Below are 26,533 nucleotides of genomic sequence, written 5' to 3'. Positions count from 1 at the left end.
AATCGAGGGTGCCATTCAAGGCACTACTGAACGAAATAGCAGAGATCCATCGAATTCCAGGCGAGCGATCCTGTACTTCAATTGCCTTGAGTTTGTGTCTGAGTTTGACCCTGTTCGAAAGTCTGGGTCTGGCTCTGATTCTGGAACTCGGCCTCTGCCTGGTGGGAGATTTTCTGTTCGAATGTGAAGAAGTCTTCCCGAACGGCCTCACCGACGACGTTCAGTTGCTGCTGGAAGTCGTCGATATACTGGTGCAATCCGTGCTGAATAATATCCTCTATTGTAGTGTAATCCATGCTGGAGCAAAGGCGACCCATTCTTTGTTCCGAGAGGTTCGAAAAGGTCCCTGGTGAACTGCCGGTGACGCATCTTAACGATTCGAGCGCTCGTCCTACGCAAAAATGCATCGCTCGTGGGAATTCTCGATCAAGAATCAGGAAATCAGCAACCCGCTCCGGCTCGATTTTCCCGTGATATCGCCGGTACATGACCAACGCACTGGCCGACTTTAATAGGGCAGACCAGCGAACGACATCCAGAGTGGAACCGATATCGCGAGCGTCGGGAAGCAGAATATAGTACTGCACATCCACAATTCGGGATGTTTTATCCGCTCGCTCCAGTAGTCGCCCAATTCGAGAGAAATGCCAGGCCTCTGCGTGGGACATCGTCGCGTCTGTTGCTCCCACCAGCATGTGGCTGGCCAACCGGACCCGTTCGCAGAATTCCTGAGGCTGATCGAGTGTCGTCGTAAATCCGGCTGCCGATCGGACCATCATGAAGAATTTGTTCAGTTGTTCCCAAACAACAGATGGAATGATTTCCCGAATTGTCCGGGCATTTTCCCGGGCGTAAGAGGCACACGAAATGATTGAATTCGGGTTCTGTTCATCGAACAGAAGGAACTTCAACACTTTCTCGCGAGTTGCTTCCCCGAACCGTTCTTCGAAGTCTTCCTGGTCACCAGTGGTGTAGACAAGGGGAGCCCATTGGTTGCCAAAGGCATCCGTCTCGCCCAGCGTGATGTTGTAGTTGACGTCGATAAATCGCGCGACGTTTTCAGCCCGCTCGACATACCGACTCATCCAGTAAACTGATTCCGCAACACGACTGAGCATTCCCAATTCTCCAATTCAACCTGGCCAGGCAGGCCCCTTTTATTTGTTTCTACTTTGTCGTCAATCGACGTGACTCGCGTCTACTCGACGACTCTCCAGACAGTCATCCTGAACCGCGTCAGCCATGACCGTTCCGTAGAACCCAGGTATCCTTGCTGCCACCTCCCTGAGACGAGTTCACGATCATCGATCCTTCGCGTAAAGCGACACGGGTCAGGCCACCCGGCATCACATAAGTCTCTTGTCCCGAAAGGACGAACGGGCGCAAATCGACGTGCCGTGGTTGTACTTCTTCACCGCACAAGGTGGGTACAGTTGAGAGCGAGATCATCGGTTGACCGATCCACTCCCGGGGATTGGCCTTGATCGCTTCGGCCGTTTTGTCTCGTTCATCCTGCGTGGAGTGGGGACCCATCAGAATTCCATACCCACCCGATTCGCCCGTCGGTTTGACCACCAGCTTGTCGAGATTCGCCAGCACATGCTGGCACTGCTCCGGGATGGAACAAAGGAACGTGGGCACGTTCTCCAGGATGGCGTCTTCGCCCAGATAATACTTGATGATCTGCGGTACAAACGAGTAAATCGCTTTGTCGTCCGCAATGCCGGTTCCCGGTGCATTACATAACGTCACACGACCTTCGCGGCAGACGTCCATCAGATAATCGACTCCCAAAGCGGAATCGGGCCGGAAGCATTTGGGATCGATAAAGTCATCATCAATCCGGCGGTAAATGACGTCGACCCGTTTCAAACCACGAGTCGTATTCATGTACACGTAACCGTTGTCGACGATCAGGTCCGAGCCTTGAACCAGTTCCACTCCCATTTGCTGGGCGAGGAAGGTGTGTTCAAAGTAGGCCGAGTTATAAATCCCGGGCGTCAGCACCACGGCCGTTGGATCGCTTACCCCTTCGGGGGCACAGTCGAGTAACGTCTTCAGTAGTTGTTCGGCATAGTCTTCGATGGGGGCGACGGACATTCCCTGGAAAACGGGAGCGAAGGTACGCTTCATCAACTCGCGGTTCTCCAGAACGTAGGAGACGCCCGAAGGACAACGCAGGTTGTCTTCCAGTACGTAAACCTTGCCATCCTTTCCGCGAATCAAGTCGACCCCGGTGACATGGCACCAGGCTCCCTGAGGCGGCATGAACCCTTCGCACTGTTTCCGGTACGCCTTACAGGTCATCAGAAGTTCTTCCGGGAGGAGCCCGTCTTTGATGATTTTCCGGTCATTATACACATCGGAAATGAACAGGTTCAGCGCGGTGATGCGTTGTTTGAGCCCCTGGTCAATGGACGACCATTCGTCGGCTTCGATGATGCGCGGCAAAAGATCGAACGGCCAGACCTTCTCGGTTCCTGCTTCATGTCCGTAAACATTAAAGGTGATTCCCAGATTCTTGAGACTCATCTCCGCCGCTTTTTGGCACTGCTGCAGGTTGCCGTCGGCCAGTTGCATTAGCCGTTCAACAAACAGGGAAGCACTGGGGCGAGGCTCTCCATCGGGACCAAACATTTCATCAAAATGATCCGTCGACGGATACGTGGCGAGTTGCATCGTCAAAAAATTCCTTAAGCGGGGAGGCGACCTCGGGACGGACTTATCATAAGAAGGCAAGGATGCTTACCACAATAGCAAATGACATACCGCAAGAACTCCAATGCCTTTACCTACTGCATTTTGCTGTTCCTCTACGCTTCCGACTCGATCTCACTCCCCCTCCGTCAACCACCTCTGCCCCGACATGCAGCACTCCGTTGCCGACTTTTTAAGCAGGGTAATCGCGTGCGTTTTTCTGTATGGTCAAGATCTCACACGGTTACCTGTTGCGCTTCCTCTCGCTTTCGCTGTTCTATTCGTACTCGTAGTCAAAACGTAGGTAGGCGGCTCAGCAGTCGATCAAGGATTGTTAGAGGAAGTTTCAAAACCGTTTAAGTATAGTGAACAAGCAGGCGAGTTGCACGAAGCCTTGATAGAGATGAGCGTAGTATTCGTAGCGCACCGAGATCCGGCGAAAGCTCTTCAGCCAACTGAAGGTGCGTTCGACATTGATTGTTTCTGTTGGCCGCACTTTCACAAACAGGAATACGATTTATGGATAACATTGATTGGCGTATCGTTCTGGCCATCGCGATCCGCATTATTGCCATTTCTTAAATGGTAGTGATTCTTTACCTGCAATGGAAACATAAGAATTGGTACGCTGCTCGCACAAGCCACAGTGGAGCCTGCCTGATACTGTTTGCGATTTGTTCTTTCATTGTGACAATCGTATGTTCCGAGTATAGGTCTGAGCTCCTGACAAGGATTGTGTCTTACAAATGTTTTTTCTTGATCCCATTCCAGATTCGATGGATTTGGGACATACGATGGGTCACCGTAACAATTACATCGATATGTGTGTGGCTATGGTTAGAGTTGTTCTACCTCCCCTTCCTGTGGCGTCTCATATACAGTTGATTAATAACTTCTTGAACATCGTAAGGTGAAAGACTCAGCCAAAGATCTCATACGCGTCACTGTAGACCTTTTTAATCTGGATGTGTCGATGACGCCGCTGGAAGTAGAAACTCATCAGTTGCGAGACTGTTGCGGTCAGTGTCCGCGCAGAGCCTTGATTTTGGGGAAATATCGACTTTCAAGGCGAACAATACGGACCGAGAAAGGGGAAATCAGGTCGAACTCGACCAGAATATCGTTTATGATAACGTCCAAAAAACTCGATGGCCGTTATTAGTGCCACCGAGTAAACCATCTGGGAAATCCCGGATGGAGTCTAGAGTTGGTTTCACACGAGAGAAATTTGGAGGAAATGGTGGGGGACTTCAAATCGAATTATTGGAACGTGGCGCTACATTCTCGTCACCTCAATAAATTCCAGAAGGATGTATCCATTGATGTATTTAGTTAATGGCAATGAAATTACAGTTAATGGAAAAACTACTTCATTCATGTATGATATACATCCAACTGAAACAGTCCAGATCGCTGATAAGCTAATAGTTCTATTAGATCCTCCCCCTGGACAGATGGCTATGGATAATGTATACGCTATATCCGATTCTGGAGATTTATTATGGCAAATTGAATCGCGGAGACTCCCCGTAAACTCTGCACAAACCTATGTTCATATTTATATAGACCCTGCAGAACACTCTAATGAGAATACAATGACAGTAGGAGCAACCACATTTGGTGGAGATGCTTGTTCCATAGATATCAATACAGGTAAGATTCTTTCGACTCGATTTGTTAAGTAATTTCGATATCTCGTAGTACAAGAATATTCTTCAAATGCTGAACACGATTAATCGCAGGTGGTTATCTCCATGATTTCAACGCGTCTTAATTTCAACTCCATCACTCGCAAGGTGATAAAACTCAGCGAACGTTGAAAACTTATGAATACAACGACGTATTCCGACTGGACGTGCTCACCCATTATTTCGGTGATTCCACACCGAACGACATCAGCGACTATCAGGAGATGGCGATAACTGGATCAACAAGGCGGGAAACTTCAACATTTCCTTCCTCGAACTGAAACTGTCGAACCTGCCGATCTCGGTCACGTGCAGTTACGACACACTCCGTGCGGATGGACCGCGTATCGTAAACATATTCAGCCGACGTTGAAAACGAGTGATTCCAAGCGGTGGTGTTGCTGACGAGCGATGGTTTTCGTGACCTGCCCTCATGAATAACATCAGTCACATGACTTAGTGTTCGTCGGATTGTTTTTGTAAGTCAATTTATTTGTTGTTATATGATCATTATCTTTTGGGAATTATTATGCCTTTTAGAATGTTGGTGATTTATGAGGTGGTGTTCTATTGTGTTTGGACAGTTTTTCAGCTCTTTTACCAAGTGATCAATGAGAGGGGTGGGCCATTGGATGCTATCCTGGGGGTCGGAATCTATATGCTTGTATTCATGTTTTTTAAATTCATGTTCTTTGGATTTAGCTTCTCGGACAAGGAATGTCAGAATATTCTTGTATGCGCATCAAGTGATAAGCGGCTTTATGCTTACCCCGCTGCTGCTGCCTTGTTAAGTGCTATTGCATCAATTAGCTCTGCAATGTTTATTCTATTTATTAATGCGACTCTCTTCGGTAAAAACAATCTTATATTTATGCTTTTTTTAGTTTTTCCGTTATCGATCCTGGTCGTGTTCCTCCTTTATTTTATAGGTTACATATCATGTAGATACTATTTGAGAAAACATTGTCGGCAAATCAGTCCCCTATGAGCCCGTGTCGTTTCCTGCACCTTTTATACCGATGTCTTACGGTCTATGAGCACGACTCGCTCGGTCGTCAGTTCGCGATTGAAGTGACGGCGGACGACATCATCAACGGGACTGAGTCTGAGTTTAATAGTAAAAGTCAACGGACGCTCGTACGTGATTCGCTGGGTCTTGAAAGCTTTACCCGATAAGACGACTCCGGTCGATAGATCAGTCCATCTCTCAGGGGATGACCGTTCCGCTGATGTGCAAAAAGCTCGGCATTCACCAGTAGACTTTTCAAGTGTCGTCGGGAGTACGTCGGCCTGCGAATGGATCAGGCGAAGCGTTTGAAAGAACTGGAGAAAGAGAATTCAGGCCTCAAGAAACTGTTGGCTGAATCAGAGCTCGACAAAGCGATCTTGAAGGAAGTTGCCCCTGGAAACTTCTGAGCCCTGCGAAACGGAGCATGGCGATGAGTTTCGTACGGGATTCTTTGGGCCAGAACCCCGTATCGTAAACATATTCAGCCGACGTCGAAAAGTTTGATTCCAAGCGGTTGTGTTGCTGGCGAGCGATGGTTTTCGTGACCTGCCCTCATGAATAACATCAGTCACATGACTTCGTGTTCGTCGGATTGTTTTTGTAAGTCAATTTATTTGTTGTTATATGATCATTATCTTTTGGGAATTATTATGCCTTTTAGAATGTTGGTGATATATGAAGTGGTGTTCTATTCCATTTGGACAACCTTTCAATTCTTCTATCATGTGTTCACTGAGAGGGGAGGGCCATTGGATGCTTTCGTGGAATGTGGGTTTTATATGCTTGTATTCATGTTTTTTAAATTCATGTTCTTTGGATTTAGCTTCTCGGACAAGGAATGTCAGAATATTCTGGTATGCGCGTCAAATGATAAGCGGCTTTATGGGTACCCTGCTGCCGCTGCTGCGTTAAGTGGTATTGCATCAGTTGGCATTGCAGTTCTGAGTGCACTTGTTAAGAATATTTTCTTCGATAAAAATGATCTTGTAATCCTAATTTTTATTTTTCTTCCGTTATTGATCTTGATCACATTCCTCGTTTATCTAATTGGTTACAGCTTATGTAGATACTATCTAAGAAAGCATTGTCGGCAAATCAGTTCCCTATAAGCCCGTTGAAAACTCCAACTTCAGCTTCGTTGGAAGTAAATCGTGCCGGTGATTCTGATGGGCATCGGAGTCATTAAAGCTGACGACCTTAGCCCTGGCAACCGCGAGAATCGGTGCCTGTTGGCCACCGGCAGAGGCCAGACAGAGAATACGTTTCTCTTTGAGTTCACCAAACCATTCGCGCGGGACTGGTTTGTTCGGCGTGAGAATGATCTGTCAGTCATCCTGTTTGGCGCGGGCGATCTCTTCCGCCGTCTCAGGGATCGACCAACGGATTCCCCGCTGTACATAATTATTCCAAGACTCGCGGTTATGCTGGACGACATCCATAAGTGGAGTCCTGATTCGTTTTCTATTGTTTACTCCCACGCGCCACTCAAGGAAAATGCAGCCCAGAATTCGGGGGAGAGGCGGTTGGACTTTTCCTTATGCTGCTTTGCGCGGACGCGACGGTCGCCGCGGAAGGATTTACGGTTGAGGACGTCGTCCGGGTGGTTGAGAAGATAGAGCTGCGCTTCGCGGAGGGCATCGAGCTTACTCATTTTCTTTTCCCACAGGTTGCGATAGAGCCGTTCCATCAACAGCATCGTGGCGTCATCGCCGACTTGCCACAAACTGGCGATGGTGGCATCGGCCCCGGCGACCTGAAAGGCACGCTGAATACCGAGCAGCCCTTCCCCGGCAGCCGCCTGCCCAAGACCCGTCTCACAAGCGGAGAGGACGACCAAGTCGACATTGTCCAGGGCGAGAGAAGAAATCTCAACGGCCGTCAGGATGCCGTCGTCCTGACCCGGAATCGGCTCCCGATTGGCGCCGGTCAACGCGAGGCCTGACAGCAGACCCGGATCGGAGGGAGCTCGTTTCCAGGTAGTTGTTTTTCCGTTAGGCTCGGAATCCTCCAGAGTCGTCGCAGCTGTTTTCGCCTCGGGATCTGCGAAGAAACCGTGCGTTGCGAGGTGCAGGATTTCTGATGAACCGGCGAGGTCGCGAAAGTTTTGTTCGGTCGCTTCCACGTTCTTCAATTGATTGATCTTCGCGTCTGATTCGGACCAGGTTTCAGCATACAGCTGTGCGATCGACTCGATCTCTTGTATCGTCGCTGGCAGAGGCGCAAACGAAGTCGAACCGCTGCGCGTGGGCGGGTTCAAAGCTAGCAAGGGTTGGTCAGCGTCAACGGACGGTAGGGAATTTGCCGGAGGTCCTCTGTCGTAGTCGACATCTCCCAAAATGAGCAAGCCGCCTGAGCGCTCTTCGAAGTTTTGTTCGCGGATCATTTCCGGCAGCATATGGGGCACGGGAACGAGGGAAATTCGATGGTCCTCGAGTAGATAACTGCCCGGTTTGTTGCCCGGCATCGCGATTATAGGTAAGCGACCGAGCATGGCATCGACGGAGACGAAAACATGGTCCCGCCCTTCCAGTTGAGAAGCGAATGGTTCCCACAGGAATTTGCGCAATTCGACCGCAGCACGGGATCCCTCAGGCGAAAGACCGAATGATTCCCGCCAGGTATCGATCGCGGAATCAATCGGATCAGCTTCACCCAGATCAAACATCTGGACTTCTTCACCCGGCCTCATCACAAAGGCGAGAAGATGGTATTCAGGCACATCGTTCGGGTTCTGTAAATTGATCGGGGAATACTTCAGGTAATCAATCAGGACTGAATTATCCGGCAGCGCGGTCGCGATCTCGTCGATCGTCACGCGCTCTTGAGCGGTGCGATATTCAGCACTTTGATTGCTGAGGTCCGCTTCCACCTGTTCACGCTGTCGCCTGAGTTCGTCCACCTGCGATTTCCAGACCTCTTTCTGGTCCGGCTCGGGGACAACGCGAGATAACGTCGCCAATCGCGTTGATGTCTGTTCCAACTGAGCCAACAGTGGGGCCAGTTTATCGTTTCCAGCGAGTTGGCGGATCTGTCTTTGTCGGACGAGGATCGCCCCTTTTTGCGCAAGAACCTCCTGCCACGCGGCGCTGGAATACTGAGGATGATCAACTGCCAGTGACAGAAAACTGTCGAGCAGATGGCGATGTTGTCTCGCCATCGCCAGTTGTTGCCGTTCCGACTGGGCACCCGCCGTCGATTGTAGCAAGTCTTGGTACCCGTGCAGGCCGAGCTGCGCCAGTCGCTGTGCCTCGTCGTATTTTTGTTGCAGATGTCGGTAAACTGCCAGACCTATGTAATACTGCAAAGTTTGCGGATGCGACTTACCCAGGCTGGCTTCGCTGCGGGCGACGATATCGGTCATCATCTGTTCGGACTCGGCCAGCTCGCCCATCCTCAACAGCGCCGTGGCTAACAGAGCTTCCGCTTCCAGCACGGAAGAGTGCTGTTCACCGAGTGTTTTGCGTTCGCCCTCGATCACGTCTGTCAGACGGTCCCGGGCCAACGCGAGATTGTTCGTTTCCAGTTCGAGCTCGGCCGTTTCCTTCAGGCAATTCATGTAGAGTGGATGATCCTCTCCGACCGCTTTCTCAAAGAGCGAGAGCGCTTCGTCGTACATTGATCGAGCTTTTTCGAACTCTCCGATTTGCATATACCAGTAAGCCAGATTGGCGACCGACGTCGCATAGTCCCGATGCGCCGGACTAAGCACCGCTTTGATGACGTCGTTCGACTGCTGATTCAGTGTTTCGGCAGTTGTAAAGTCGCCCATAGCGGAATAGCAAATCGCCAGATTATTGAGACTCTGTCCATAGTCCAGATGCATTACTCCGAGAGTCTTTTTTCGAATAGAGGCTGCCTGCTGATACAACCGGAGCGCTTCGGCAAACCTTCCCGTATCGAGATAAGTCGTCGCCAGGCCGTCTAGTGTCGTTGCGTAATCGGGATGATCTTCCCCCAGTAAAGTGGCACGTCCTGCCAGGACTTCGCGGTAGGTCTGTTGGGCGAGAGCATAGTTTCCCTGCTTGTGATACGTTTGCGCGAGATTATTCTGTGTGAGCAGCAGTTCCGGATGCGTACCTCTGTAGTAGTTGTGGGTAATGTCGATCGACTGCTGATACTGCTCGATCGCACGATCGTATTCGCCGAGATGGTCGTACAGTTTGGCAAGGTTGTTGAGCGCGGTGGCATATTCCGGATGATCAGAACCCAGCATTTCCTCCGCGTTTTTCCGCGCCCGTTCGTCGAATTCTTCTGCCCGCGTATAATCACCGACGTCAAAGTAATGCACACCCAGATTATTCAGAAGGCGACCGTGCAGCGGATTTTCAGGAGAGAGATACCGCTGCGCGAGTTCGTAAGCTTCGAGGTAGAGCTTCTCCGCCTGCTTGAATTCGGTGAGTGCGGCATGCGAGCCGGCGAGATTGTCCAGGGACTGTATGAATTCGGGAGTCGATTTCTCCACGCTCTTCTCGTAGATGGCGAAGGCTTCCTGGAAGAGTCGATTCGCTTCGTCGAGCTGCCCCGCCTGCTGGTACAGGCCAGCCTGATTGTTCAGACTTTCTGCATACGTGGGATGCTGCTTCCCGTAGACTTTGGCACGAACTTGTGTCGCCTGTTCGTAGAGGGTCGCAGCTTGGGTATAGTCTCCCTGATATTGATACATCAATCCGAGCGTATTTAATGACTCGGCCACTTGCTGGTGATTCTCGCCGACCAGTTTGCGTTCGATGGCGAGTGCTTCTTGTCCCGCTGCCAAGGCTTCGTCGAATTGGCCCGCCTGATAAAGCGACATCTGTTGCTCATGCAGTGCGAGTGATCGGTCAAGGTCCGCCTGCTGCTCGGGAGTGAGGCTGGCGAACCAATCGAGTTCTCCGATGAGCAGATCGAGATCCAGCACTCGCCAGTGTTCGCCCCCCAGTGCCTTCGCCAGGACCGCTTTCCCTTCGGTCAGCGATTTCTGCGCGGCCTCCCCATCCCCTAGCGCCATCTCGAGTTGTCCTTGCATTACCAGTGCTTCGGATAAGTCGGTGGCTGAACCGGGGAGCATCGGTTTCAGCAATTTTACCAGAGTCTTCGTCAACTGCAGGGCGAATGCCGATTGGCCATTCTGCTGCTGCAGTTGAATCATCTCCGCCATCTGACGGATCGACTCGGCTTGCTCCTTTTCTGCGTTGTCCTCTGCGTAGAGCGTCGTGGCCATAATCGAACCGCTGAGACAGACACCAACCAGACCGAAAATGAGCAGGAACAAGGAGCCCCGAAAATAGTTGCAGGTGAAGAAGAAAAGGCAATCTGCGGGACGGGAACGGTTCACGGGAATTCTTTCCAAGTTATCGGCGGCGGAGTTTTCCGCGAAGTGACCAAGATGACCTGAATTCGATTGTAAACCCATTTTGAAACAAGTTTAAATCTTATTAAATGTCCCAGAAAGCTTTTTAGGAGTATTATCGTTCCGATCGCTTACTTTCCCGCCAGCTGTTGTTCGGCAACGTCGATCGCTTTAAGTAAGCCCATCGCCTTATTGAGCGTTTCCTGATATTCCTTGATGGGCACACTGTCGGCCACTAGCCCGGCGCCCGCTTGGATGTAGGCTTTGCCGCCCGACATGACCAACGTTCGTAGTGCGATGCAGGTATCCATATTGCCGGTGTAATCAATGTAGCCTACGGCGCCCGCATAGGGGCCACGGCGGTTCGGTTCGAGCTCGTCGATGATTTCCATCGCCCGGACTTTCGGCGCTCCCGAAACTGTTCCCGCAGGAAGACTGGCGCGGAGCGCGTCGAGCGCCGTTTTTCCTTTAACCAGCTGGCCGGTCACATTCGAGGTGATGTGCATCACGTGGCTGTATCGTTCGACCACCATGACGTCACTCAATTTGACCGAACCGAATTCGGCGACGCGGCCGACATCGTTGCGTGCCAGGTCGATCAGCATGACATGTTCAGCCCGTTCTTTAGGGTCGGCCAGAAGTTCGTCCGCCAGTGCCTGATCTTCCTCGGCTGTTTTTCCGCGCGTCCGCGTCCCGGCCAAAGGACGGACGGTGGTGAGGCCGTCTTCAGAACGAACCATAATCTCGGGAGAACATCCCACAAGCTGACAGCTGGGGGTGTTCAACAGGAACATGAACGGGCTCGGGTTTACTACTCGGAGAGAACGATAGATATCGAGTGGGCTCGCTTTGGTTTCCAATTCGAGACGCTGGCTGAGCACTACCTGAAAGATGTCTCCCGCAGTGATGTACTCTTTGCACTTTTCGACCGCAGCTTCGAACTCTTCCTGCTCGAAGTTCGATTTCCATTCCAAGGTGGCCTGTCCTTCCCGGGCGATATCAACCAGTGACAGTTGAGTTACCGGTTGCTTCAGCTGTTCGCAAAGTTTATCAACGCGCTGGCAAGCGCGAGTGTATTCCGACTTCCAGTCGCCCGAGTCCGTGCAGGCATGGGTGGCGACGAGAATCGTTTTGTTGATCTGATCGAAGATGACCATTTCGTTATAGAACGAGAACGAATAATCGGGCAGTTCGCGGTCATCTTCCGGAGCGTTGGGCAGGTTTTCTGTATAGCGGACGACATCGTATCCCGCGTATCCCACGGCTCCGCCACAGAACCGGGGCAGGCCGGGCAGGAAGCAGGCCTGATACGACTCCATCCGACGAGCCAGTTCCTCCAGCGGATCGTCGACCTGAAGCCGTTCGACTTCCCCTGTCTCGTGATCCGTGACGACAATTTCCTGCCGGTACGCTTCCAGAGTCAGAAATGGGGAGGAGCCCAGAAAGCTGTAACGTCCGATTTTCTCTCCGCCCACCACACTTTCAAAGAGGAACGAATAATCGCTCTCGGGTAGCAGCGTGTACGCACCGACGGGGGTCAGCGAATCGGAAACGAGCTGGCGGTAGACAGGAACGAGACTGTTAGCCCCGGCGAGTGTCTGGAACTGATCAAATGTAGGCAGATGGGTCATGAAGTGAACCTGATTTGTTGACTGAAACGGCGAACGGACTCGATTCTAACTCATTCAGACGACCGGGGTAAAACGGTCACGGTCTCATTAAGTCCTGATTTAGCAGGAAAATAGCTCTACGCGGGGACTCCTTGACAACATACGGCTCCCCTATAAAATGACGGCAACGCCAGAGAGTGCCGTCGTACAGTTTCCGTAGAGTCTTTCCGTCAGGAGTCTTGCTCTGTTTGGAAAGTTCTGTTCGATTTCGCGTTTGACAGCCGATTATTTAAAATGGAAGAAGTTCTTCCCCATCTCGAACAGGTTCGTCGATTCCCATGAAAAAATGCAGCCGTTGTTCCAAAATCGCCACGTTGCACATTACCGAAATCAATGACGGTAAAGTGGATGAGCTGCACCTTTGTGAATCGTGTGCCAAAATGTATCTGAATCAACCTCCGAGCAATCTGGACGAGGAATTCCCTGCCGTTGAAGTCGAATTCAACGAGTTAATGGAAGAGGAAGAAGCGGAAGAGAGCCTGGCCGAAGAAGTGCGCTGCCCCAGCTGTGGCATTACTTATAAAGAGTTCCGCAGCAAAGGACGATTGGGCTGTCCGCAGGATTACATTATCTTCCAATCACAACTGATGGGTCTGTTGGACAACATTCACAATTCGACCCAGCACACCGGCAAATATCCGAAACGGGCACCCAAAGCGAGCCAGAAACAGTTCGAATTGATTAAACTGCGAAACGACCTCAACGAGGCGGTTCAGGCCGAAAACTATGAAGATGCCGCCCGGCTTCGGGACCAGATCAACGAGCTGGAACAGGAGACATCGATCGAATCCTAATGGATGCCTGTCGCCACGGAATGAAATCGGCTTGGGAAGGAACTGTAACGGACTCGCGAAACTCAGTTGTCCAAACTTTCCTCGACTCAGTATAATTAGTGATTCAGCAGACAAAGTTCCGCAGACAGCGAGGTAATCCATTTTTAAAGGAATACCCGCCAAGAGACCAACCAACGACGTGAGCGTTATTCTCCCGTCTGACCGCCAAACAATTGAGTGCCGGGTGGATTTTTCCGGCTCATAAACAGACCAGGGAGTAGGACGTGAAACTGGACGAACTCACGAAAACCAGTGGTGAATGGCTTCGTGGAAGTGGTCCAGAGACCGACATCGTCATCTCAAGTCGAATCCGTCTCGCCCGCAACCTCGCCCGTTTTCCCTTTCCTAATCGGGCCAATTCATCAACCCGTACGGAAATCACCGATCTGCTCAGTGGTCACCTTAAAGATCTCGAACGGGACAACCCTCTCTACGTCTGGAATATCGGGGCTCTCGAAGAGGTCGACCGGCAGTTACTGGTGGAACGCCAACTGATCAGCCGGGACCTGGCCGAAAAAGAAGGAGCTCGGGCGGTCGCCCTCAGCTATGAGGAGAACGTGAGCGTGATGATCAATGAAGAAGATCATCTCCGAATCCAAGTCCTCAACAGCGGGTTCTCCCTCGACGAATGCTGGGACGCGATCAATACACTCGACGATCAGATTGAAGAGAAAGTAACCTACGCCTTCAACGAACAGTTCGGTTATCTGACTGCCTGTCCGACCAACGTCGGCACAGGCATTCGGGCCTCGGTTATGTTGCACCTGCCCGCTCTGGTTCTGACCAAAGAAATTCAGAAAGTCTTCCAGGCTTTACAGAAGATCAACCTGACAGTCCGCGGTCTCTACGGTGAAGGAAGTCAGGCTATGGGCGACTTCTACCAAATCTCTACACAGATCACCCTCGGCCTGAGTGAACAGCAGCTGATCAAGAAACTTCAGGAAGTGATTCCGAGTATCATCGAATGGGAACGCCGAGCCCGTAAGGCACTCGTTACTGCCAACCGCGAAGCGTTGCACGATCAGATTTCCCGCGCCTATGGAATTTTACAGAGCGCCCAGACCATCAGTTCAGAAGAAACGATGCACCTGCTTTCGAGTGTGCGAATGGGAATCAATCTCGACCTGGTGCACGAGCTGGAAATTCCCACGGTGAATGAACTCTTCATTCATACCCAGCCGGCGCACCTGCAGAAAATCCACGGCGAAAAGCTTGAATCCGCCGACCGTAATATCGCCCGCGCGACTTACCTCCGCGAACGTCTGGCCGAAGCGAACGGCGAAGCAGAGTAGACGCTTCTCGGAGGGACTGGCCTTCATCTATCTCGACTTGAGAGTAACGAGTGAAGAAGCGGTTGGATGTTCCCTCTGAACCCACACTGCTGGACGAGCCAGACAGTGCCACCCCGATATGGGCGCGAGCTGTCATGGGGTGCGGAGGAAACGTTTGAGTACTGGTGCCTTCGGCACCCGGACAACACTTCGTGATTGTTGCGGGCCACCCTCTGTCGTGATGTAGAATCGCAGGTACTACATGCGACTCAGGACGTACAGGTTGGCGATGGAAATTCCTGAGAGCATGGAACCGATGATTCCCAGGAATCCCTGGTCTGTTCCGCAGATGTAGAGGTTTTCCAAGTGAGTCTGGCCAGAGCGGAGTTTTTCCGGGGCCCCGTAGACGGCCCCGTTCACATGGCCAGTAAATCGCCAGATTGTTTTGGGCGTGAACATATCGGTGTCGACGATGTGGTCGGCGAAGGGCGGGAGTTTTTCGCTCACTTTCTCCTGAATCTGCGGAAACCAGGTCTCTTTCGCGGCGCGGTAATCGTCATCGGAAAGATTCATCCAGTAAGCCGGGCTGGCAATCACGGTCGCCCGCAATGTCGGACCTTCTCTGACCAGCGATGGGTCGTCGTACTGAAAATTATTAGGCGAGCAGATGATACCGCTCGATAAATCAGCCGGTTCATCACAAGGGGCATAGTTGAACCGGGGAGCGTTGTTGTAAAAGATGATCGTCTCGTCGATTCCCAATTCGGCAGGCATCTTATCGAGAGCGTAGATCGATTCAATGAACGAGAGTGCCCCTGGTTGCGGTTCACTTTCGGAAAGCTGGTCGCCCTCGGGTTGTGTTAATCGGAACGTCTCCAATGAACCCGCCGAAGAAAGCAGAACATCGCATTCGTGTTCGGTACCATCTTCCAATCGCACACCGCATGCTTTGCCGTCGTGGTGCAGGATCTCGGCGACACCGCCGCGCAGTTTGAGTTCACCGCCCAGCGATTTGAATTTGCGAACCAGATTCTTGAGGATCAAACGGATCCCTTCCGGCGGGCGGGCGAAGCCTTGCAGGAAGATGCTTTTGAACATGATCACGAACTGGCAAAAGTCCATGTCATGCGGCGTTGGGCTACCGTAAAACATGAGTGGGCAGAACAGCATATCTTCCAAGGTCGTGTCGGTGATGTACTGTTGCACGATCTGCCGGGCCGAGAGATAAGGCTGATTCAGGTTAGTGTCATCGAACTGCTCGATCTGAACCGTCAATCGATTGAAGCCATCGATCTGATCCGGGAACTGCTGGTTGATTTCCTGTTGCAGTAACTGGAGATCATTGTTGAAGTTTAACCGATTTTCGGGAAAGACAACTGCCGAGCCTGTCTGCGGCGTCAGGTTGAAATCGTCCCAGCGCAGTCGTAGTTGTTTCAGAAGTTTGGCCAGCGGACCGGTGCGCGTACCGGGAGCGGCATAGTTGGTGATGGCGTGCAGACCGACATCGTAATTGCGACCACGCAACCGATAGAACGAATTGAGCCCACCGATCGTGGTGTGCTTTTCCAGGATCAGCACTTTCTGATCGTAGTAAGCGAGTCGAATCCCCGCGGCCAGACCAGACAGGCCAGCGCCGATGATGATGGTATCATACTTCACGGGAATGTTCCGTCTCTTTCGTCACGGGCCTGACTGTGGGCACCTGCCCCGAACAACGAATCAAGATTGTCCGGGTTACCCACGGATCTTCTTCAAACTGTGGATTCGACGTCTTTCAGGAGTGGCTCCAGGTAGGTGACGGTGCTGTCCATGGTACCCAGGTTGCCGTAGTCCTCTTCTGGAATTTGTACTCGATACTGTTTACGGAGTTCCATGACGATATCCAGGAAGTCCATACTGTCGAGTTCCATTTGTTCACGGAATGGAACGGAATCATCCAGGTTCGTCAGATCTTCGTCTGGGGCAATGCGTTCAAGGATGTCGATAATTACCTGACGAATTTGTTCAGAAGTCATTCAGAGTTACTCCAGCAGACTGAGTGAGGGTGCGTCTGAGGTATCGTAGTCCCGTCAACCTGGGAAAAGTCCGAGTGCGGAAACCTTTTTATTTACTACGAGAACCAGATCGCCTGTTTGCGTATTCAAAGAAGATATATTAATCCCAATAACGGCGGTAGGATCGAAGCGAACTTGCAGAGAGCAGCTCGTTCCGGATCGGTCCGGGAAATCAGGAGACAAGTAAGTATTAGGCCAGACCATCCATCCTGACAACCATTGACCAGAACAAAACCTTGATCGAGACTACACCAGAGGAGATTCGCTTCCGGGAGTCAAATTCCTGCGGGGAAAAAGCATCCTGAAGTGGCGTGTGTCCAACATCCAGTGAGGGTAGGTTCCGCATCTCGTCATTGAGCAGGAACCCGGCCGATTAGGTGTATTTTTTGACAATGACCGCTGAGTTGATTCCCAGCATGCCGAAGGAATTGTTGAAAATGTAGTTTACATCTTTCAATTGCCGCGGCTCATTGGCCACAATCTGGCTCAGTTCGCAGCGGGGATCCTGCTCGTCGAGGTTAATTGTAGCGTGTGCGACGTTGTCTTCAAAGGCTGGCAGATTGCCTAAAAGTTCCAAGGCTCCAGCTGCCCCCATCGCGTGGCCAATGAAGCTCTTGGTGTTGTTAATCACCGTTTTAGTCGAATTTCCAAAGACGCTGTGCAGAGCGGCTGATTCTTCGATGTCACCTTGTTCAGTCGCGGTGGCATGACTGCTGACGATGTCAATTTGATCAGCTGTTAATTCCGCCCGTTTGAGTGCCAGCTGCATACATTCAGCCTGCCGTTCCCGGGAAGGAAGCACAAAGTCGGTCGCGTCGCTATTGATGGCGTATCCGGCGATTTCACCGTAGATGGTGGCCCCACGGGCTTTCGCATCGGATAGCCGCTCGAGAGTGACCAGTCCTCCCCCCTCAGCGACGACGATTCCGTTCCGTTTGGTATCAAATGGACGGCATGCCTTGGAAGGGTCTTCGTGGGAGGCCAGTGCACCCTGGCTTTTGAAACTGGCAAAAATCCCGAAGGTGTGAATGCTTTCGGAGACGCCCCCGGCAATCGCGAGATCAACCTCGCCTAACCGGAGCATTTGTACTCCCTGAATAAATCCAGCGTTCCCGGCAGCGCAAGCTGCACCAATGGTGAGCGCTGGGCCAGTGATTTTCATGTTGAGGGTCACTTCCCCCGCCGGATTATTGGCTACCGTCCGCGGGTTGTGGTGGTGTGACCAGAAGTTCGTGTCGTAGTCGAACTCTTTGATGTTAGCGATTTCGTTTTCGGTTTCGACGTTCCCATGTTCAGTAATGCCAATATAGACGCCGACGCGGTCTCGCGAGACATTTTCCCAGTCGAGACCGGAATCGAAGACTGCTTCGTTGGCGCAGTAGACGGCGAGCGAGCCCGCGCGTGTTCCGCGGCGAACGTCTTTCCGTTTCTGATAACGGAGGACATCGAAATTACAGACTCCCGCCAGAACGGGGGGCATGTAGCGCGTTTCATACGGAACGACTCCCGAGACACCTGCCAGCAGGTTGGCCCGGTACTCCGCCAGATTGTTCCCATTGGGGGCGGCGAGTCCTATTCCCGTGATGACAATGCGGTTTCTGTCGTCGTGCGGGTCGTACATCATAGTTTAAATCTTAACCCCAGCCTGGCCGGGATGTTACGGTAAGTTTATCCGTGTCAGCATTGCAGAAAAACCGGACTCAGAAAAAGGGCTGTCAGGCTCGAATAACAAGCCGGACCAAGTCATTGGAAATTCGCCGCTGGAAGTTAATGAAATCTTTCTCGGAGAGTAACCTGTGCAGGCCCCCCTCGCAAGCGGGCTGTCCTGTTCCCACGCTTTTTTCCCGCCTCTGAGAGAGCCGGAATCAGTGCCTGTCAAACGGGTGTAGGGGACTTCACCCCTTGCTGGAAACTACCTATCTTACCCGACACAAATCGGTATTGCATCCAAACAAGGTTCCCGTATATGGTCCGAACCGAATTTCCTCTCTTTATGGATAGAGAGAGACTCTCCGTGAGGAGTTCCGTTCGACAGGAAGCGATTGGAATGTGGTGCCCCACCTGTAGAAACCGGGTCGACGCGCAGCCTGAGCAGGCAACCGCGCCGACATTGTGCCCTGAGTGCGAAGCCGTACTCGTGGAGCAGCCCCCGGTTCAGGCGCCGCCAACGATTTCTCCGACCAAAACGGGCGACGCCCTCAAATTGCTGGAGCGCTGGTCCGATCAACGGATGTTTTCTCCCGAGGGCGACCTGCCTGAATTGAAAACAGCCTCTCCGCTGGACAAACCAGCGATCGAAGAGGAGCCGGTCCGTCCTAGAACTCCGGAACATCTGCCTGCACCGAAATTCCAAACAACATCTGGTCAACCAGCGGTTTCCATCGCGAAATTGGCCATCAGTACCAAAGCCGTTGCTGGCGACAGCAAATCGGCGGCGCCTTTAAAAACGATTCAAAAACCGGCCCAGCAGGAACGTTCGATTCCAGAAGAGCAATCGAACTTTCCCCTGGTAGCGAAAGCGCCAGCCACGCGTCCGCAATTGCCTGCGGCACCGCGACGAGAACCAACCGAGGTTCGCTCTCGCTCGCTCCGTCTCGATTTACCGTTAACCTCGTCCCCCAACGGACCTCATTTCGATGTGCAGGCCGCCATTCGGGAGCAACTCATGACTCAGGAACGCAGTTGGATTTCCGCCATTGGATACATTTTCTCCTACGGAGGAATCGGTTTATTAACCGCCGGTGCCGGGTTGACGCTCTGGTCCTTCTACGATGAATCTCTGGGTAGCATTCCCAAGGAATGGCTCGTCACGACCGTTGGTCAGATTTTTTTGTTCGCCGGAATTGTGATGATGGTCTCATTGGTTATTGAACGGATCGGTAACAAAATTCTGTTTCGGATCAGCCAGATCGATGATCGTATCACCCGCATCGAACGCGCCTTGGCTGCCGTCTATGAAAGCCAGCAGGCCCCTACGCAACCGGCAGATCAAGAGACCGCGAGCAAACCACTGGATGTACGCAAAGCGGGATAGTTCTACTCAGCAGGGTGGTTCAGACAATCGCATTAGCGTTGCCAGAGTGCCGAAGGCATACAAAGCGTCGTGTGCTCTTTAATTGCGAAATGTTCGAGGGAACAAAACCATCCGAACTGTTTCCAGTGATTTAATGTGGCTCCGCAACCCAGGCAACTTTCTAGATGGTCTGGGCCACATTTTTCGAAATTGATCGCTACGTGTCGAAAAGGAATCTCGCGATGGTCTCGCTCACCTTGTTTCTGGTGAGCGGCTTTATCCCGCCATGAAGGCGAAGTAGTAGAAGATCAGACCGGTCACCGATGTCATGGTGATATCAATGGTCGATGCCCAGGCGAGCTTTTTGTGAAGACGGCTGTGCGGACCGGGAATCGGCGGGTCCGAGAATCGTTTCAACGCGAGGATAATCGTCGTTGCCCACAGGAATGGTGTCGTCACGGCGAAGATTAAGTGAACCCAGAGGACTTTGCGAACAAAGATGAGAGCTTCTTCATCCAGTCGGGGGGCGCTGGCGTCTTTATTAACGATGTTCTGCCAACCACCGTGGATCAGTTGGGTATCCACTTCGAAAGCAACGACTGCTACCAGCAGAATGAGCCCGAGCGCCACCTGCATGGATCGATGCAGTTTATATTCTTTCCGGTACTTCACCTGGTAGATGCTGAAGAGGAGGGCGGGCACAATCAGCACGAGCGCCGTCACGACGAAGTCGAGCATGAATGAGGCATCATAGCCCAGGAAGCCACTTTTCATTCTTTCCTCATCCCTGAAAAAAGCTGAGCGGATAACACGAGTACGACAGAATCGAGAACGTAATAGGAAAACCAGACAAGAGAAACTCGAGTATCGCTACTGTCCTGTCTGCTGTCAGGTTCACCTCGAAAGTTAACAGACGCCCCGCATACTGCCAAGCAGAGAACTGCACTTATTTGTCCGGTTTCCCCTTCCAATGGGGTCTGAGTAGAAGTTAGACGTAATAATACAGCATGAAAATCGCCAACATACAGAGCAGCGTCGACCAGACCCGGTCCTCGGTGAGGATCACTCCAACCAACTTCTGATCTGTTTCCGCAAGACGACGACCGATGCTTTTAACGGTCGAAGGTGCCCGCGCGATCAACGTCCAAGCCGCTCCGAGTAGTCCCGCGACCAAGGGAGAAAGTAGTTCGTATACAAGCAGATATCCCAAGGAAATATAGACCGCCAGAGCGACGGCAATTCCCAATACGAGTAACCCGCTCCCAAGCGGACTGACATTCTGAGTCGACTGCCAGGTGGGAAGGTCTTCTTTCGTCGGTGCTGGTTGCAGCAGACTAACGATGACGTACAGGAAAGAAGAACAAATCAGCACCAGAATCACCCGGTGAAAGAAGTGTAACGATTCGCCAATGTTCGCCCGGACCCATTCCGCCGAGGCGTGATTCGTTTGTGGGTCGAGTACGTCGGCCAGCCACCAGGTGGCGCCCTTGTCGATGATGGCGGAGAAGGCAATTCCGCCCAGGACAGTCACGAACGCCGCCGTAGCCGTGCCTCGTTTCCAGAACATCCCAAAGAAAAATGCGACCAGAATTCCAGGTGTCAGGTAGCCCTGGTAATCGACAATGTCGAGGAAGAAATGCCGTTCTGAATTCGGGTTGAGCACAAAGATCGCCATGAGCGTCGCGACCAGCACAGCGCAGGCAATGAAGACTCGACCGACGAGAATCATTTCTTTGTCGGTTGCGTCTGGCTTGATGTACCGTTTGTAAATGTCGACGGAGACAATCGTCGCCGACGAGTTCATCATTGAGTCGATGGAGGAGAGAATCGCTCCGATCAATCCGGCGGCAATCAGGCCAAATAAACCGTACCCAGCTGGGACCACAAGGTCCATCAGTTTGGTAAAGGCGATGTCCGAGACGACATGTTCATCCGGTTGCTTGATCTGAAAGAGATAATACGCGGCGATACCCGTACCAATGGCGAAAAACGGAATGAGCAGTTTCAGAAAACCAGCCGCCACAATCCCGGTTCGCGCTTCGATGTCGTTTCGGGCACCCAACGCACGCTGGACGATGAACTGATTGGTTCCCCAGTAATAACAGTGCATGCAAATCAGCCCAGTGAAGACCCCCGTCCACGGCAACGCTTCATGATTGCTGGGTAGGTAAAGATGCATTTTCTCCGCGGGCGCAATTCCCTTCGCAAGGTCACCCACTGTATCCAGCGTCATCATTTCATCCCAACCACCCAATTGCGAGAAGGTGAGCGCCGCCAGGGTTAACCCGGAAATGAGGATCAGTAACGATTGCAGTGCATCGGTATAAACCACGGCCTTTAATCCACCGAAAATCGTATAGCTGGCTGTAATGAGGGCGAAAGCGATTACAAACGCAACGTAATAACTGGGGACGACTTCCACAAATGTTTTTGATTCCGTCGCGATTCCAACAACAGGTTCGCCGGTTACGGGATCGAAGTTAGTCACTTCCGAATCAACGTCGCGCACAGTGACTGTGGTGCCAGTCTCTCCCAACAGCACGCAGGCAGAACGCGAACCGATATAAAGTGCGGGGACCATCTCCACGAGGACCATCAGAATGAGCATGATGATGGCATAAGCCAACCGGCTGCGGTGGTCGTATCGTTTTTCGAGATATTCCGACAGCGTATAGATATTGAGTTTGCGATAAACGGGCAGGAAGAAGTAACAGAGCACCATCAACCCGAGAATCGCCCCCAATTCGAAGTGGGCCTGGGCGAAACCGACCGTAAAGCCGATGCCCATCATGCCGACCATGTGGTTGGCGCTCACGTTCGAACCGAAGATCGAACCCGCGACTCCCCACCAGCGAATTTGGCGTCCGGCCAGAAAGTAATCTTCAGAAGTATCTTCTTTCCGCCCGGCAATCAGGCCGACGACCATGACACCGACTAACGTCACGAGAAAGATAACGACATCGAGAGTTGAAAACGGCCATTCCATAAAGTCGTACCCGGAGCGCGGAAAAGTAGAGAAAGCAGAAACGACTCATACCCGAATGGGATGAGTGCCAAAGTGAGACGAAAATCACTCTAACATAGAAACCACAACTTAGAAACCACGGAAGCAGGGCAGACACGAGCTGGGTTTGGCCTCGTAAATTCGCTATGCCTCCTGTATGGCAAAATCGATGCAATCATCACGTCCCCGCCTTGCCCGGTCCGATTACCGGCATGTTTGCACTAACAGGCCGATAGATTGTAAAAATTGCCGACCCTCGACTGGTTAACCTTCTTGAATAACGATCCCCATTCCGATGTTCCTCTTGTGACGGATTACTTACCTCTTACTCATCGCGATCAATCGCGTGAAGAGGTTGCTCTTCAGGGATGAGCAGAAACTTTTTTGGCAGAGTCTTATTATCCTCTGTCCCTCAATCTCTGAAGATACACCGGAGGAAGATACTCTTGTCTCATTCCCACATGCCCATGATCCATCTCGTAAAGCAGGCTGAGTTGTATAAAGCGAAGCGTCAACAACGCGACAGTCGCCCCGCCTGGTTGATCGAGCTGATCGATAGTCTGACCGATTTATTCGAACCGATGTCCGATGTAGGCCGTGTTGGTTTCGATTGTCAGTTTGACGAAGGGGAATGGAAGGTCTCGCTCTTTCTGGGGCAGACTGAATTCGTGGGTGGACTCCATGATGGACTCTCCCGTCCCACGAATTATCAGTTTAATATCCTGCCGCTCCTGGATCTGATCAGCGACGTTGAGAAGCTCGATTACATTGCCTGTCCCGACGAGAATCTGCAGACCGCCCTTGAGGTTGAGTCGCATATTACGATCCGAGGACAGCACCAGGGTAATCCGTTGCAGTTGCATATTCTCTCGACCGCCCCGCACCAAGCCGGCCCCGGAATTCGCCAGTTCCCAAACGGTGCCGTTGACGCGATCTGAGTCAGACCGTCCTGGTTGAAAAGGTCGCCACCTGCCTATTGGAAACATCTACTCCGCCTGATAAAGGGTGTTGGAGCGGTGTTTTTCGACTAGAGAACTCCATGCTGTTTTATCGCCGATTGGTAGGAAATCGGATTTCCGCCGTTTCTTCTCGTCTGAACACCAGTTTATAATCGAGGGTCTTTTGTGGAAGGATGTCATCGCCGATGGCATCCGGTCTATACATCAACTTTCTGATTGTTTCTGGAGTTAAGATGCTTCGCTTTCTCACTCTTTTTACGTTTACTCTTTGCTTCGCAGTTACAGCAAGAGCAGAGGATGATCAAACACGTTACGTGATCATCCACGCCGATGACGCAGGAATGTGCCACTCAGTAAACATGGCGACGATCGATTCCATTGAAAACGGAATTGTGAATTCGTCTAGCATCATGGTTCCCTGCCCATGGTTGAAAGAGTATGCCGAATACTGCGTGAATAATCCGGAGGGGGACTACGGGCTCCACCTGACGCTGAACTCCGAATGGGGGACTTATCGCTGGACTTCCGTAGCACCGCCGAGTGAAGTCCCCAGCCTGCATGATCCGGAAGGGTACATGTGGGGAAATCTGGGAGACGTTGCAAAGCATGGACTGAATAACGAGGTTGAGAAAGAACTGCGTGCACAAATCGAACGGGCACTGGCATTTAAAATTCCGGTGTCTCACCTCGATACCCATATGGGAACAGTCGCCGCTCGCCAGGATTTTCTGGAAACATATGTGAATCTGGGTGTTGAGTATAACCTTCCAGTACTCTTTGTCCGCTTTTCGAACCAAGCCTTTCCCGGGCTTAATGCCAAGAAAGTTGCTGAGCTGGTTGATCGACTCGATTCGAATGGTCTTCCCGTTCTCGACAACCTGGTTCAAATTTACTCCGAGAACGATTACGATAAACGGGAACAACTTTACTTGGATGCATTTGAAGCACTGAAACCGGGCGTTACCCAGGTCATCGTGCATTGCGGTTACGCCGACGATGAACTGCGGGCCGTCACGTCCAGTGCTGAACGGCGAGACGCCGACCACTCTATCTTCACAGACCCCGAGTTTATTGAGAAGATCGAAGCTATGGACGTGAAGCTGATCACGTGGAAAGAGTTTCACGAGATGGCAAAAGCCAAACTTCAGACCGCAAAATCGAAATGACGTCCCACTTGTCTTACCGCGTGAACGAGCTATCATCACTCCTTCACGCGGTAACGTCATCAATGGCCTTGGAATCCTCTGCTGGGTGCAGATAGGTTTTGACTTCTAAGTAAACCTGTTGATGTTTTATAAACATTAACCACAGCCATGTTTCAGGAACTGCTCCAAGGGACAGGTGTGTTGAATCTCATCAAACAAGTGGGCCGTTGGCTCGATCAGTGGCAACGTGCGCGAGAAGCGAAGCCCGGTCAGATGCTGTTTATGCTGGGCTTGCTGCTAGTGGCGATTCAGATTTCGCCCTACTGGTACGCGACTCGCGATGGGGCGGAGTACGTTTCGGTAGCACGCAGCATTGGCACCGAAGGCGAGTTCAATAATTACGGTTCCCCGCGAACTAAAGTCCCGCCTGTTTATCCTCTGCTCATTTCTCCCGCCTGGTGGACGGGTGAACGACCCTGGCTGGCCGTCTCCTGCATTCAAGCCGGGTGGGGTTTGGTGCTGCTGGCCGGAACATGGTGGTGGTTTCGCCGCCTAATTCCCGACCATGCCGTTACGCTCACCGGTATCACTATGGTTAATGCCAGCCTTTGGTACTACTACGCGCGCACTCTCAAAGAGATCGTCTTTCTCGCCCTTTTGTTGTCGACCCTCTGGGCGATGCAGCAACTGTTGAATGCTCTAAATACCAAACAGAAATCATCGTGTCGTGCCCTCTGTTTAAGGGGCCTACTATCGACCAGCCTGCTTACGCTGCTCTGCCTGACTCGTTATTCGGCCGTTGTACTGTCGGCTGGATTGGGGTTAGTTCTACTGAAACAGAGTTGGCAATCGCGCACGCACTGGTGGCGAGTCGTCATCGTTCCGGCGTTGGTATCGTTAGTTCCTTGCGTTGCCGTTTATTGTTATCTCAGCTGGGATCAACAGATGGCGGCCGTCCATGGGCATGGGACCTATATCGCAGCGTGGCAGGAAGCGGGGAGCACTTTTGTAAGTCGGCTGAATGAAAGTCTGATTCGCCGCACGGAAGACTTCGGTCGAGTGCTGCTGCCGGGAATGTTTAAATCGTACTCCAATCAACCGACGTGGTTCGACTGGAATATGCTGATCTTTATCCCGACGATCATTGTCGTCCTCTACGGTTGGTGGCGGCTCTTCCGCACACGGGACGATTTGTTCGTCGCCCTCTTTCCATTTTATCTGTTGCTCTATCTGGCGTGGCCGTATCAACAGGGAACGCGTTTCGCCGTCGCGCTACTTCCGCTGGCGTTCGCCTGCTACTGGACCGGTTGCCAGCGTCTGCTGCGGTTCGGGCCGTTGGCTCTGTCGTTGCTCTTCATTCTGCATCTGGCCGTTTCTTCCAGTTACTGGCTTTTCGTAGAACGTCCCAGAGTGGCTTATGAGGATCGGTATTGGCAGGAAGTGGATGCGATATCCAAGCACCTGCCCGCTGAGGTTCTCGAGCAGCGTGACCAAATCGGCGTTAATCGTATTCCGGCGAGTCTGCATTCGATGCTACAAGTTGAACTCGACTACCGGTTGTACTCCTTCAAAGATCATCCCACCTTTTACTCGGAAGCCAACTGGATGATTCAACCCGTGGTTTACCCTCATCCCGGGGAATTCAGAACGGTCTACGAGTCGTACAACTTTGAACTACTCCAACGAATAAAACCGGATGGCGAATTGCCTGACCCGGGAAATGCACGATTCGATGGTTTGCGTTAATCGCTATCGATTTGAGCGAAGTCTTTTCCATTGGAAATTCAAACACAAAAAGCGGGTTGGAATCGGAATGACTCCAACCCGCTTTTGTTTTGTTTCACTCAAGTTCCGTCACCGT

The 26,533-nt window shown here is 51.8% G+C and carries 16 protein-coding genes; 7 read left to right on the top strand and 9 right to left on the bottom strand.

Translation table 11 applies throughout. The features are described from left to right. Window positions 1–77 precede the first annotated feature (77 nt). Together Pla110_RS21625 and Pla110_RS21620 are read right to left on the bottom strand one after the other, a co-directional pair. Window positions 78–1,118: an alpha-E domain-containing protein gene (locus Pla110_RS21625; RefSeq protein WP_144999161.1), complete on the bottom strand. Its 1,041-nt coding sequence runs from the start codon at window positions 1,116–1,118 to the stop codon at window positions 78–80. 118 nt (window positions 1,119–1,236) lie between these two features. After that, on the bottom strand, window positions 1,237–2,679 hold the full coding sequence (locus Pla110_RS21620; RefSeq protein WP_144999159.1) for a circularly permuted type 2 ATP-grasp protein: 1,443 nt from the start codon (window positions 2,677–2,679) through the stop codon (window positions 1,237–1,239). A gap of 1,340 nt (window positions 2,680–4,019) precedes the next feature. Here Pla110_RS21620 and Pla110_RS21615 point away from each other — a divergent pair. Continuing rightward, window positions 4,020–4,382, top strand: coding sequence for a hypothetical protein (locus Pla110_RS21615; RefSeq protein ID WP_144999157.1), 363 nt, complete (start codon window positions 4,020–4,022; stop codon window positions 4,380–4,382). Window positions 4,383–6,862: 2,480 nt separating this feature from the next. On the opposite strand, the gene Pla110_RS21610 is transcribed toward Pla110_RS21615, so the two are convergent. After that, a complete protein-coding gene (locus Pla110_RS21610; protein WP_197440380.1) occupies window positions 6,863–10,708 on the bottom strand; it encodes a CHAT domain-containing tetratricopeptide repeat protein in 3,846 nt (1,281 codons plus the stop codon). Window positions 10,709–10,854: 146 nt separating this feature from the next. After that, window positions 10,855–12,354, bottom strand: coding sequence for an anthranilate synthase component I (gene trpE / locus Pla110_RS21605; protein ID WP_144999153.1), 1,500 nt, complete (start codon window positions 12,352–12,354; stop codon window positions 10,855–10,857). 317 nt (window positions 12,355–12,671) lie between these two features. Between trpE and Pla110_RS21600 the strand changes: the two genes are divergently transcribed. Next, window positions 12,672–13,187 (top strand): UvrB/UvrC motif-containing protein, encoded by a 516-nt coding sequence (locus Pla110_RS21600; RefSeq protein ID WP_144999151.1) that lies wholly within the window; start codon window positions 12,672–12,674, stop codon window positions 13,185–13,187. Window positions 13,188–13,450: 263 nt separating this feature from the next. Then, window positions 13,451–14,518 carry a protein arginine kinase gene (locus Pla110_RS21595; RefSeq protein WP_144999149.1) on the top strand — a complete coding sequence of 356 codons (1,068 nt, stop codon included), beginning with the start codon at window positions 13,451–13,453 and terminating at the stop codon, window positions 14,516–14,518. A 237-nt stretch (window positions 14,519–14,755) separates the two neighbouring features. Here the strand turns inward: Pla110_RS21595 and Pla110_RS21590 are convergent, their stop codons facing one another. The 3 genes from Pla110_RS21590 to Pla110_RS21580 form a co-directional block, all read right to left on the bottom strand. Next, a complete protein-coding gene (locus Pla110_RS21590) occupies window positions 14,756–16,156 on the bottom strand; it encodes a phytoene desaturase family protein (RefSeq protein ID WP_144999147.1) in 1,401 nt (466 codons plus the stop codon). A 92-nt stretch (window positions 16,157–16,248) separates the two neighbouring features. After that, window positions 16,249–16,512 carry an acyl carrier protein gene (locus Pla110_RS21585; RefSeq protein WP_144999145.1) on the bottom strand — a complete coding sequence of 88 codons (264 nt, stop codon included), beginning with the start codon at window positions 16,510–16,512 and terminating at the stop codon, window positions 16,249–16,251. A gap of 412 nt (window positions 16,513–16,924) precedes the next feature. Continuing rightward, window positions 16,925–18,172 (bottom strand): beta-ketoacyl-[acyl-carrier-protein] synthase family protein, encoded by a 1,248-nt coding sequence (locus Pla110_RS21580; RefSeq protein ID WP_197440711.1) that lies wholly within the window; start codon window positions 18,170–18,172, stop codon window positions 16,925–16,927. 393 nt (window positions 18,173–18,565) lie between these two features. On the opposite strand from Pla110_RS21580, the gene Pla110_RS21575 reads away from it, so the two are divergent. After that, on the top strand, window positions 18,566–19,585 hold the full coding sequence (locus tag Pla110_RS21575) for a hypothetical protein (RefSeq protein WP_144999141.1): 1,020 nt from the start codon (window positions 18,566–18,568) through the stop codon (window positions 19,583–19,585). 255 nt (window positions 19,586–19,840) lie between these two features. Here the strand turns inward: Pla110_RS21575 and Pla110_RS21570 are convergent, their stop codons facing one another. Further along, window positions 19,841–20,338 (bottom strand): DUF420 domain-containing protein, encoded by a 498-nt coding sequence (locus tag Pla110_RS21570; RefSeq protein ID WP_144999139.1) that lies wholly within the window; start codon window positions 20,336–20,338, stop codon window positions 19,841–19,843. Window positions 20,339–20,552: 214 nt separating this feature from the next. Continuing rightward, window positions 20,553–22,550 (bottom strand): SLC5 family protein, encoded by a 1,998-nt coding sequence (locus Pla110_RS21565; RefSeq protein ID WP_144999137.1) that lies wholly within the window; start codon window positions 22,548–22,550, stop codon window positions 20,553–20,555. A 464-nt stretch (window positions 22,551–23,014) separates the two neighbouring features. Here Pla110_RS21565 and Pla110_RS21560 point away from each other — a divergent pair, with 464 nt between their 5' ends. From Pla110_RS21560 to Pla110_RS21550, 3 genes are all read left to right on the top strand, one after another. Beyond that, complete coding sequence (locus Pla110_RS21560) at window positions 23,015–23,506, top strand: hypothetical protein (protein WP_144999135.1); 492 nt, start codon at window positions 23,015–23,017, stop codon at window positions 23,504–23,506. 206 nt (window positions 23,507–23,712) lie between these two features. Next, window positions 23,713–24,693: a polysaccharide deacetylase family protein gene (locus tag Pla110_RS21555; RefSeq protein ID WP_231742746.1), complete on the top strand. Its 981-nt coding sequence runs from the start codon at window positions 23,713–23,715 to the stop codon at window positions 24,691–24,693. A gap of 180 nt (window positions 24,694–24,873) precedes the next feature. Continuing rightward, a complete protein-coding gene (locus Pla110_RS21550) occupies window positions 24,874–26,418 on the top strand; it encodes a hypothetical protein (protein ID WP_231742745.1) in 1,545 nt (514 codons plus the stop codon). Window positions 26,419–26,533 lie beyond the last annotated feature (115 nt).

Origin of the sequence: Polystyrenella longa (genome assembly GCF_007750395.1) — a bacterium.
In the GTDB taxonomy this organism is placed as follows: Bacteria; Planctomycetota; Planctomycetia; order Planctomycetales; family Planctomycetaceae; genus Polystyrenella; species Polystyrenella longa.
The sequence above is the reverse complement of the archived record's forward strand: the minus strand, read 5'-3'. Positions and strand labels throughout refer to the sequence as shown.